Origin of the sequence: Dasania marina DSM 21967, assembly GCF_000373485.1 — a bacterium.
In the GTDB taxonomy this organism is placed as follows: Bacteria; Pseudomonadota; Gammaproteobacteria; order Pseudomonadales; family Dasaniaceae; genus Dasania; species Dasania marina.
In genome coordinates this window covers 60,502-71,517 of sequence record NZ_KB891589.1, presented here as the reverse complement: position 1 = coordinate 71,517, position 11,016 = coordinate 60,502, and the positions used below count along the sequence as shown (strand labels likewise).

Annotated in this window: 12 protein-coding genes; 3 read left to right on the top strand and 9 right to left on the bottom strand. The window is 45.1% G+C overall.

The annotated features are described in order from the left end of the window. The first annotated feature begins 286 nt into the window (after positions 1–286). Positions 287–871, top strand: coding sequence for a winged helix DNA-binding protein (locus tag B067_RS0117185; protein WP_156820883.1), 585 nt, complete (start codon positions 287–289; stop codon positions 869–871). 153 nt (positions 872–1,024) lie between these two features. After that, positions 1,025–2,272 (top strand): DEAD/DEAH box helicase, encoded by a 1,248-nt coding sequence (locus B067_RS0117180; protein WP_019531329.1) that lies wholly within the window; start codon positions 1,025–1,027, stop codon positions 2,270–2,272. A gap of 393 nt (positions 2,273–2,665) precedes the next feature. On the opposite strand, the gene B067_RS0117175 is transcribed toward B067_RS0117180, so the two are convergent. After that, positions 2,666–3,310, bottom strand: coding sequence for a PEP-CTERM sorting domain-containing protein (locus B067_RS0117175; RefSeq protein WP_019531328.1), 645 nt, complete (start codon positions 3,308–3,310; stop codon positions 2,666–2,668). Positions 3,311–4,086: 776 nt separating this feature from the next. Here B067_RS0117175 and B067_RS0117170 point away from each other — a divergent pair. Next, positions 4,087–4,575 carry a GreA/GreB family elongation factor gene (locus B067_RS0117170; RefSeq protein WP_019531327.1) on the top strand — a complete coding sequence of 163 codons (489 nt, stop codon included), beginning with the start codon at positions 4,087–4,089 and terminating at the stop codon, positions 4,573–4,575. A 99-nt stretch (positions 4,576–4,674) separates the two neighbouring features. Here B067_RS0117170 and B067_RS0117165 read toward each other — a convergent pair whose 3' ends face one another. The 8 genes from B067_RS0117165 to B067_RS21970 all read right to left on the bottom strand — a co-directional run bounded on the left by B067_RS0117165 (position 4,675) and on the right by B067_RS21970 (position 11,008). Then, positions 4,675–5,196 carry a YcxB family protein gene (locus B067_RS0117165; RefSeq protein ID WP_019531326.1) on the bottom strand — a complete coding sequence of 174 codons (522 nt, stop codon included), beginning with the start codon at positions 5,194–5,196 and terminating at the stop codon, positions 4,675–4,677. Positions 5,197–5,307: 111 nt separating this feature from the next. Then, positions 5,308–6,459 (bottom strand): Fic family protein, encoded by a 1,152-nt coding sequence (locus B067_RS0117160; RefSeq protein ID WP_019531325.1) that lies wholly within the window; start codon positions 6,457–6,459, stop codon positions 5,308–5,310. Between the two features lie 285 nt (positions 6,460–6,744). After that, on the bottom strand, positions 6,745–7,500 hold the full coding sequence (locus B067_RS0117155; RefSeq protein ID WP_156820882.1) for a hypothetical protein: 756 nt from the start codon (positions 7,498–7,500) through the stop codon (positions 6,745–6,747). A gap of 98 nt (positions 7,501–7,598) precedes the next feature. Then, positions 7,599–7,787, bottom strand: a complete 189-nt coding sequence (locus tag B067_RS21895) for a hypothetical protein (protein WP_019531323.1) — start codon at positions 7,785–7,787, stop codon at positions 7,599–7,601. Between the two features lie 45 nt (positions 7,788–7,832). Continuing rightward, entirely contained in the window at positions 7,833–8,357 is a 525-nt protein-coding gene (locus B067_RS20840) for a hypothetical protein (RefSeq protein ID WP_019531322.1), read from the bottom strand. After that, positions 8,354–9,373 carry a hypothetical protein gene (locus B067_RS0117145; RefSeq protein WP_019531321.1) on the bottom strand — a complete coding sequence of 340 codons (1,020 nt, stop codon included), beginning with the start codon at positions 9,371–9,373 and terminating at the stop codon, positions 8,354–8,356. The genes B067_RS20840 and B067_RS0117145 overlap by 4 nt, the downstream gene beginning before the upstream one ends. 786 nt (positions 9,374–10,159) lie before the next feature. Next, positions 10,160–10,831 (bottom strand): pseudouridine synthase, encoded by a 672-nt coding sequence (locus B067_RS0117140; RefSeq protein WP_019531320.1) that lies wholly within the window; start codon positions 10,829–10,831, stop codon positions 10,160–10,162. A 6-nt stretch (positions 10,832–10,837) separates the two neighbouring features. Continuing rightward, the gene (locus B067_RS21970; RefSeq protein ID WP_019531319.1) at positions 10,838–11,008 is read right to left on the bottom strand and encodes a hypothetical protein; all 171 of its coding nucleotides are present in this window, start codon (positions 11,006–11,008) and stop codon (positions 10,838–10,840) included. Positions 11,009–11,016 lie beyond the last annotated feature (8 nt).

Here is an 11,016-nt window from a genome sequence, read left to right as displayed (position 1 = left end):
CACTTAATTCTGAAACGCTAAAAGCTCTTCTTTCCAAACCGAATACTCACACATTTGAGCCAACACAAGACTTCCTTATCAGCTGCTACCCCAGTGCTCTGGTGCCCTTGTAATGACATGACATCAGTACAATTGGTGGAAAAAACAACGTGTTCCATGAAAAAATACTTTATACGTAAGATACTGCAAACTTAATTTAACCTTTAAATTAATGTTTGTACACAATTTAATCGTTAAATTATGCAATGGAATGTTAGAATCGATTTTTTACAACGAGGCCTAATCCGTGCCATCTAATAAAATGCCCGATCGAGAAGAAACCTTAGATAAACACTGGCATCTGGCCAGAAATGACCATGAGATCAGCCTTACAGAGTTTGAACTAGCGCTATTTAGAGGGTATGCCGCCTTTTCCCGCTGGATGGAGGACTGCACAGCATGCAGCCATACCGCGCCGGAGAATTGTAATGGGCAGGATTATGCGATGCTCAACCTAATACGCTTACATGATCGGCCAAAGAGCATCTCTGACATTGCCAGGCTAATGAATCGCGATGATACCTCCAATATCCAGTATTCCACTCGAAAGCTAATGAAGGCCGGATTAATAGAAAAACAGGGGAATACAAACCATAAGCGGGGCGTTAGGTACCAAATCTCAGAGCAAGGCATTGCGGCAACAGACAGGTACGCGGCTTTTCGTCGAGAGCTTTTGGTACCACTAACACAGAAGATTTCTGACAGTGAGCAGAATATGGCAGAGGTTACTCGCACACTCAGCCTGTTATCCGGCATTTACGACCAAGCCGCCTGTATTGCCGCCTGCCACCTAGGTCCAGAAGAGGGAGCAACTCTCCTTAATGAGGGTTAAGAGGCCAGAGTGAGTGTTTTTTTGATCACGCTGCACTTTTTGACCAACCCCTTTCATCCCCAAATCAATCCAGCAGTGCTGGCCTAAACACTCTATAATCGCGCTCCTCGTTGGCCATCAGCAGCCAGCCCGTACATTATTCAAGGACAGCACATGCTCTTTAAATCTTTAGGCCTGGCGCCAAATCTGCAAAAAGCGTTGGATAGCTGTGGCTATAAGGAAATGACCCCCATACAGCAGCAGGCCATACCCCCGGCGCGGCGCGGCCAAGACGTGTTGGCTAATGCCCAAACCGGCACCGGTAAAACAGCCGCCTTCGCCCTACCCATACTGCAACAAATGCTAGATCGCCCCAAGGCCACGGTAACCAACAGCCCGCGCGCACTCATACTAACCCCCACCCGTGAGCTGGCGGAGCAATTAGGTGACACCATCAAAGCCTATGCGCAGTTTACGCCCATAACCGTAACCGCCATTTACGGCGGCGTTAAAAGCAGCAGCCAAGAGAAAAAGCTAAACGCCGGTGTGGATATACTCATCGCTACCCCAGGCCGCTTACTCGAACATATCGTGCAATGCACGGTAAACCTCTCCAACGTCGAATTTGTGGTGCTGGATGAAGCCGACCGTATGCTGGATATGGGTTTTGTCGCCGACGTTACCGAGCTGCTACAAAAAACCCGCAAAGGCTGCCAAACCTTATTGTTCTCCGCCACCATGTCACAAGCGGTAAAAGAGCTGGCCCACAAACGACTCAAAAATCATAAAGTAGTGAGCGCCGCCAAACCAAACGCCACCGCCGATACCGTAGACCACGTCGCCTACCCTGTGGAAGAACGTCGCAAAGCCGAGTTATTAATTGAGTTAATTGCAAAGCACCATTGGTTTCAAGTATTGGTATTTACCAGCACCAAGGCGCAAGCCGACAACTTGATGCACGCGCTGCAAATCGTTAAATTAAAAGCCGCACTATGCCACGGCGACAAAAGCCAAGGCACTAGGCGCCGCGCCATCGCCGATTTTAAATCCGGTAAAATTCAAGTATTGGTCGCCACCGAGGTAGCCGCTCGCGGCCTAGATATTCAAGGCTTAGAGCATGTGGTCAACTTTAACCTGCCCTACCTGGCCGAAGACTATGTGCACCGCATAGGCCGCACCGGCCGTGCCGGCAACAAAGGCCAAGCCATCTCCTTTATTAGCCGCGAAGAAGAACGCGCCCTGCACAATATCGAAAAATTAATTGGCAGCAGCATTAAACGCATCAACCTACCCGATTATGAAGTAGGCAAACGCGACGACTTAGTCAAAAAAGTCGCCAGCAACACCCGTAAACAACGCACCAACAAAGTAAGCCAAACTAAAATTGTTCGTAATGGGGTTACCTCGAAGAGAAAAAAATAAAGCTCACCCGCTATAGTCATGTCCAACACACTCACTCTGCTCGCGGGGCTCTACCGCGAAAGCTGGCATCCATGTTTTAACAGCTAGATTCCGACTAAAAGACTGCCGAAATGACCTGCATCGTACAAAAGAAAAAAGCCTAGAAATAGTTTTTGCCCTGAGTCCAAATGTTTTAGCTGCTACCAGGCCATAAAAGCCTAGGCAATACTATGCACTCAGTTTGATACCGAGATTGACGATACGCATGAAATAGCAGATCAAACAGAAAGCTAGGTGACAAGAACGTTAGCAATTTAATATAGAAGTTGCTAACGCTGACCAAACTACCAGTCACTAGATAGCAAAAAACCTCAACTGGATAGCTGAGGTTTTCTTTTGTCTTAACAAGTGAGTTTAGACATTTACTTTGCGGCGCCTAAAACTTAAGGCTACTAGACCTAAACCAAGTAGAGCTAGCGAACCTGGCTCTAGAACCGGAACTGAAGTTGTTTGCAGCTGAAGGCTCGTAATCTCAAAATTCGTCCGCTCTGTCGCTCTCAAGCCATTACCTAAATCGCGCTGGTTCATGAAAAACAGCTGATTCACATCAAATAAACCTATGTCAATTGCAGCAGGAAAATTGGGCGCATCAAGAGCGGTCTTCCCTACCCTGTCCCTAAGAATAAGACCGATTGCATTATAGTTGGTACTTGGGGCTGGAGTGATAACCTCGCTAACAAAAGCAAGCTGATCCCATCTATAATCCTGCTGAATCAACACACTTTGAAGCGCAATATCGAGCGTGGCAGCCAACTCATTAAAGGTAATTACCGCTGGTTCATAATAAACGTCCACGCCTGATGTGGAGATAATAATGTCGGAGAAAGTTATAGTGCCGGTAATCGTTGAAAAGGCTTTCGCCTCATCTGAAATCGAGTATACGCTGGTGTCTTCGCCACCACCGTATAGATAATTAGCCGAATAGTTGTAAGTATAGGGTGTTGCCAATGACGGACCCGCGACTAGCAGCCCGGTTATTAAAGCAAATAATAAGCGCATGTTAAAACTCCTGATTAAGATACTACTGAAAATGGTATACCTGCTATTTAGGTTTTAACGCTAAATTAAATTATCTTATTGGCAGCTAAGTAACATTCCAGGCCAAGCTATTTATTAGCAAATTCAGGGCCAATATCTATATATTCTTTTTCAATCAATAAGTTATAGAAAAAGCTTTCCCTAAGCCCATTTATAATGTAAAAATAATCGACGTTGCTATCAAGGGCCCATCACTATTACAAATGATTAATCCATTTATACGCGACTACCAGGCTCAGACTCCATCATAGGGATATCGGCGTCACTAGACATCCTAAATCGAAACAAGGTGCGTCATCAGCAACCATTCCGAAGATCAATGGAACCAGAGATCGCCTTGGTAAGGCCATCATTTTCCCTGAACTTAAGAAAACTTCCTATGGCCTCTCATACCTTCCAAAACGAGACTCTATATTTTCGCTTGTAAACAGCAAAAACACTCTACACATATCACTCTAACTGAACCCATTTTTTTACCCTAACAGCGCCCCCTTGATGCGGAGAATGTGATACAGCCTAAACTAAAGGCCTTATAGAGGCTGAAGCAACTTTATGCACTGTAATTATCTAGCCTTTCTGGTTATTTAAATCCTTTCGGTATTTGACATGCGAGTCTATAAAAAAGCGTGGGTAAAAAGTAAAAATGAATTAGAATAGCGCTTACTCTGATATAAAAATCGTTGATAATCAGCCTTTATGTCATATATTTATTTAGAAGTTTTCTAATCTTATTATTCATGAAAAACAACAATTCTTTACGCCAAACCATTATCACAGCCCTAGAAAGTGATTTAGCCGCTGCGGCAAAAGCTGCAGAGTCCGCAAGGCAAACCGCAACCCATAAAGAGTCCGTAGCTGAAAACAAATACGACACCTTTGGTCTAGAAGCATCCTATTTGGCACACGGCCTATCCATGCGTGCCGAGCAATCGCTACAAGCCATCGCTGCTTATACCTCCCTACCCTTTAAAGAATTCAACAACAATGATCCAATCGCCTTAACAGCATTAGTCACAGTGCTAACAGAGAGCGACGAAGAGAAAGTGTTTTTTATTGGCCCAGAAAGTGGCGGGGTAACATTTTCTTGGCAAGGCAAAAACGTCATGGTAATAACACCTAAAACGCCATTAGGCCAAAAGTTAATGGGTAAGCGTGTGGATGACACCGTTAAAATTACCGTTGCTGGTAAGCCTGTAAGCTATGAAATATTAAAGCTAGAGAATTAGTTGTTGGCAAAAAACCATAACTGCCTGATATAAGCTAACTTCGTCATGCCGGGCCACGACCCGGCATCCAGTTACTTCACCATTTAACTGAGGCATACGCTATTGAGCTGGCAGACACTTAGCCCTTAAAAAAACCAACGCCGCCTCATCTAACGCACTTTTTGAAAGATAATTGCGGCCGCTTTTATGGCTAACAACAAAGCCCTTCTCGGTTTCCCTCAGTTCACTTATATCCCCCCAAAGAATGCACTGCTGGTGCTGCTGGCTATCGGTGCTAATACCCTGCTCATCTAGGTGTAGCTTTACCTTGCTGCCCGAAGCGCGGCTAAGCATCTGCCGGGCAACCCACCAGCCACGGCGGTAACGTATCGAAAATATCTCCACAACTGCCAGTGACAACATAAACCAGGTAGCGTAACCATTCGCCTCAAAATAAAATAACCCGGCAGCAATAGCCAACAGCATAATAGCCTTGCGATAAGCGTTAACGCCGGTTTGGCTATGAGCAGATTCGTCAAAACATTCGCTGAAATACTCACGATTAAGAATATAGTCGCTGCTATGGCTGGGGGCGTTTACTGCATCGGTTGTGCTTTCATCAGTGGTTTTTTGGTCAGTCATATGGCGCTGCTTGTGATTGTAGTGGTGGGAAAGGAGCACTAATGTGCAAAAAGAGCGGCATGATTATTTTTTAACTGTTGCGCCCCTTATAATTCTCTTTTAATTTACTGCCTACTTAGGCCAGTTAATATCGTAGCGGGTGCTTCTGCCACCGCCGTCTAATTTAGTAATACATTTTTTTTCTAACAGCTCTTGTAAATGCCGTGTAGCCGTGGCTTTTGCCACGCCCGCTATACCCATGTATTTTTTTGCATTGAGCTTTCCCTCAAAGCCTTCTGGGCCAGCATCTAACAAGCGGTTGAGCACTTTCACTTGCTGGGGATTCAAACCCTTTTGCGCATGCGTTTGCCAATATCGCGTTTTTAGTAATACAAAATCGATACGGGTTAGTGCTGTCTGCAGGGTGTGCTTGAACGTTTCTAAAAACCATTGCATCCACGCGGTAATATCACAATCACCTTTTTGGGTGGCTTCAAGAATAGCGTAATAGCCATTGCGATTTTCCATGATACTCGCAGCCATGGCATAAAAACGGATAGCCTGATGCTCGGCCTGCGCTAAGGCATAATCACTTATTGCTCGCGCTAAACGGCCATTACCATCATCAAAGGGGTGCAAGGTAACAAACCAGAAGTGTGCTTGGGCCGCTCTCAATATAGGATCTAAGCTTTGGTCTTGTTCACTTTCAGCTAGCCACGTTAAAAAGGTATTAAGCTGCGTCTCTAAGCCTACTCTTGCTGGCGCTTGAAAGTGCACGGTGCGTTTATGATGCGGCCCAGATACCACCTGCATAGGCTCATCACCCCGCAGTTGCCCTACTTTTACTGACTCAAGCTTAAACTCGCTTTCATCTTTTTCAGGGAATAAGTAGCAATGCCATTGCAATAGCCGCTGCAACGTTAACGGTGCGGCGTAATTTTGTGTGGCATCGAGCAGTAACTCAGCTAAACCTTCTGTTTTTTCAGTTTCAGCGCTTAGGCCTGCCTCCTCCAGCCCTAGGCGCTTTGCCAATGAAGAGCGCACGGATTCAGCATTCACCACCTCGCCTTCGATAGCTGAGGATTGCACAATATTTTGCAGTAAGGCATCGAGGTTGGATTTGGCACTACTCTCTTCAGCTATAACCCCAGCCTTGCCCAATAAACTACCTTGTAGCTGGGTAACTTCACGTAAGCTGGCCGCCAGCGCATGACTATCCCAATGCATATTGGGCCAGCTACTTTGCTGCCAGATCCATTCTGGTGGTTTCTTTTGCGGCGACATTTGCGCTACCCAATAATTATAACCAGTTGATTTTATTAACTTTCCACTAAAATGAGCCGAATAAAAACCCTATTCGGCTCACCTAAAGAGCCAATTATACAGAGTATTCGGCTCATAGCTACATAACAGCACTGGGCTCCCGCGTTCGCGAGAAGAGAGGCTGCCCCACTAGGGCGAAAGCTAAGATACTAACTACTAAATAAACAGCAGTGCTCATAAAAACATGTTCACTGTTTATGCTTGTACATTAATAATGAACCGCCATAAATAATGAACACAATAAGCTTATGCCCTATAGATATAGTTGTAATGCCCGCGGCTACAAACCAACAACTCATCCAACAAGAAACACTCTTTAGCTGTTACATCGCTAGGGGCAGTCGATTTTTTGATACCCATCGTTCGCTTATCTTTTTTCAAGTAGCGATACATAGTTTCAAAGCGCTGGTTAAAATCTATCGCTTGGGCGCGTAAATCATGAAAGATATAATCGAAATTACCATAGGTTAAAGTAACGCCGGCCAAGCCTATCTCAATCATCTTATGTAAATAATGCTCATAGGCTTGCGCTAAATACCTAGCAACCTCCCCATTATCATAAACCGGCAGTTGCATGGTGTTGCTAGCGTCAAGCACACCAGCGGCTAATGATGCATTGCCTTTATTACCCATAAAATAATATGGCTTATCGTTACAGCTAATTACCTCTGTTTCAAAACTACAGTGGCTAAGGCCGCCATCGTTAACAGCAGCTAAAGGCGGGCTAGTAACCACCTGCTGCTTTGTTGTTTTAGTAGCCATCTTTATGGTAATGCCTAATTTTCGCGCGTAAGGCTTTAGCAACAATGACTGTATTAAAGGCGTGTTTTTTTGAAACTGATTAAAACTGGGTAAACTTTTGCCTTCACCACTGGCTTCGATTTCACAATACAGCTGTTCGTTATAGGTTTTGGCCACAGAAAAGCAAAATTGACTGGCTTGGCTGCCTGTTGAAACAACAAGCAATAGCATAAGTAGAAAGTGGCTGGGTAGTGTTGGCATGTTTATATTTACTTAGTTTAATTGTATCGATTGTAATGGTTCATAGGCTGAAGCCCAACGCCTATAGTTAAGTTCACCGAACCTGATCTTTAATATTCTTACCCTAAATCGTAGACACTATTATACAACGCAAGAATTTGATCAAGCCTAAGCCCTTTCAGCCCCAGTGCTTTTAAATCCACCCCTTCAGTTGGCATAGCCTTAATAATTTGATGCATATCGGCTTTAATCGTTTCTGAAACAGCAATCTTTGTCACTGGCGAAAGCAACTGAGATATTTTCAACACATCATTTCTATGCTTTTTTATTTTTCTAGAATCAACGGATTCACCCTATAATTTTCGGCCCGTTAACTCTGACCAGGCCTTCATTTTAAAAGGGATAATATATTCAACCCTCAAAACAGAAACGCCATCAATGATATCCTTACCTGCTTGAATACACTGATAGTAATCATCGCCCAGCAAAATTGCTGACAAGCTCGATACATCGTCACCCACCGGGATAGGTGTTAGCTTATTATCATGTTCCAGCAAAAAATTATCGGGTGCGCGTGAAAATAACTCCAGCATCACCGGGTAGTTGGCTTTTTTCGGGATACTAAAACGATAAAACTGTTTATCGCCGGTACTTTTTTCTTGATGTTGGTAGTTACCGTCTATAACAAAGTCCCAAAACTTTTTTGCAAACTCTACACTTAGCGACTCTGCTGAGAGCACAATATCTAAGTCTTTTGTGGCCCTAAAATCGATATCTGCCTCTTGCATAGACAAATAACAAGCAACCCCACCAATTAAGGTGTAGTTTTCTTCAAAGCCTGCAAAGTGCTTGCGAAATATTTCTAATCCTTTAATCATAAATCCCTATTCCAAACGTCGCTCAAGAGTTCCTCTCGCGCTATTACCACTCGGTCATCCGTCTCAGCAGCGAGGCTCAAATACAACGACAAGCCGTCAACAATACCCCGCGCGCTTAATACCGCAGGGTCATATTTCCACAATTCTACCGCAACACCCTGATCGTTGCGCCGAACTTGCTCGTGTATAACCATCAGTTTTTTTAAACTTGCCCCGTCTCGGTATGATACCGCCACTGTTTTATTTTTCGGCATCATCAACAAACCTAATTCAGCTAAAGCTGACTCACCCGCTAACTGCCGTAATTGCGCAGCATGCTGATGATAATCATGTTCATCAATCCAAACCCGTTTTTTAATGGGGCTGGTTAAAAAAGGCTGGGCTAACTGCCACAACTCTCGATGCTCAGCAGTAAACAACAATCGCTTGATACGGCCTACAACTTCAAGCCTAGCCAGGCCAACTGCAACTAATTCACCATAAGCGCGAGATACTGTCATTTTGCTTACCGCCAAGCGCTCAGCAATTGCCAGCGCTGCTTGCTGAGTATCCCAACGGTCATACAGTTTCAATAATACAATCTGTTGCGCCACAGCCCCCAGCTTGCTGGCTTTATCTTTTAAGGTATCTGAGCGCCCAAAATTCTCACGAAGGTCAGTCCCCAAAAAAGGCAGGTACAATTGCTTGCCTGGCACAGCAAAGGCAATGCGCTGGCCTATCAAGCGTTTGCGGTTGTAAGATGTGGTCTCTTGCACCACATAGATAACAGGGCCTTTAAACTGCTTTGCAACAACGCCTATATGTTTTTTTAAGCGAGTGGCACTATCTACCTGCTCAACCTCCTGAGCCAGCATCAACAAGCAAGTTTGGCCATCTAGGCGCGCACACTGATAGCTATAGCCCGCTTGCAAATACAGGGGTAAAGAAGCTGCCATTGGCCATGGTTCACCCAGCACAAACTCAGTGTAGACCTCATTAATATAAAGGCCTAGCCGATTAGAGAGCTCTGATTTCACGACAACACCTTTACTTTCATCAAGTTAACACGAAAAATGCACGGTAACATCGGCAATGTTACTGTGCAAGTCGAATGTTACAGTTAAGCCGATATTATTAGAAAAACAACTTAAACCATTGAACCCGTTAACTCTCTGACAACCCTAGCCACACCTCGCGCCGCTTTTTCGGCTAGGGCCTAGCTGGTGATCGTTGACCCAGCAGATGCTACGTTGTTGCCACGGTCTTTTTCCCAATGGATATTAGGTTTGGCGAGTAACCGCAAGGCGGCTTCTATTGAGAATATGAGACTCCCGCAAGACGTTGCCTCAATAAATAAGCAATGTGCATTTTTTGCATATTGCTCGTTAGCATGGGTTTTAGTGACTAAATCGCAGCACTAACGCTAATTTACGGCCGGTTTATTGGCCGGATTGATAACAGGCAACATATTGATATTCATATACTTTTTACCACTTATTAGTGATTTAGCCAGCCAAAATGGCCGGATTATGCCATTGCTATCCAACCCGTGCTTTAAAGGCTAAGCAAGTTTTATCTGCCCCGAATGGCACTTACTTAAGCCATATTTCTTCACTGCTTTGTCATACCCAAGGCACTCGCTACGCTCATGGGGCAGGCCCTACCGGCGAAAGCCGGTATCCATATTCAACAGCTGGATTCCGGCTCGGAGGCCGGAAAGACTCACACTTTTTGCTTAAGTAAGCGCCATTCTTATCTGCCCCCACTAAAGATTCCTAAATTCCATGTAACGGTAGGTCTGGCTAAAACTACACTGAAATAAGCTAAAACGGACAGGGACAAAGCCCTTCAACTCGCTCACCGGTAATAGGATGATCAAACGTCAGCGTGGTGGCATGCAACATCAAACGATCGGCCATAAAGAACGCTTCATCGCTAGCATACAAATCGCAGCCTAAAATGGGATGGCCTATCTCGCGGCTGTGGATGCGCAATTGATGGGTGCGGCCCGAAACCGGCATAAAGCTCACTTTCGTCGTAGCGGGCCCTTGGCAACGTTCCATCACCTGATAGTTGGTCTGCGCCAGCTTGCCGGTTTCAAAACAGATTTTTTGTAAGGGAAAGTTAGGCTTGTCTTTGGCGATGGGAAATTCAATCGTGCCCTGCTCATCCGCCAAATGCCCATGCAACACCGCCGTGTAACGCTTGCTCACGGTACGCACTTGAAACTGTTTGGTCAGCTGCGCGTTAATCGCTTTGTTCAATGCCACCAGCATAATGCCCGACGTTCCAAAATCCAGGCGATGCACCAGCGTTGCCGTGGGGAAATCTTGCACTAAACGAAAATGCACCGAATCCTTATTCAACGGATGTTTGCCTGACAGGCTCAGTAAACCCGTGGGTTTATTGATCAGTAGCAGGTGTTCATCCTGATACAGAATCTTGATGTCGTCGTGACATTTGGGGACGATGAACGGATCGGCTTGCGGTTGCATAACTTTTTAATCGTGTTTATCGATAGTGACAGTGATTTGCTTACTATTACCCGCAAACCACTTCTGCACATACAACGACCCCACAATCGGAGCCTTGCCTTCTTCGGGCTCTTCCTTGTAACGCACGCTGTTCTTAGTTTCTTTTTCAAATGTAAACTTAACGACGGCCTTAGACATATTGGTTT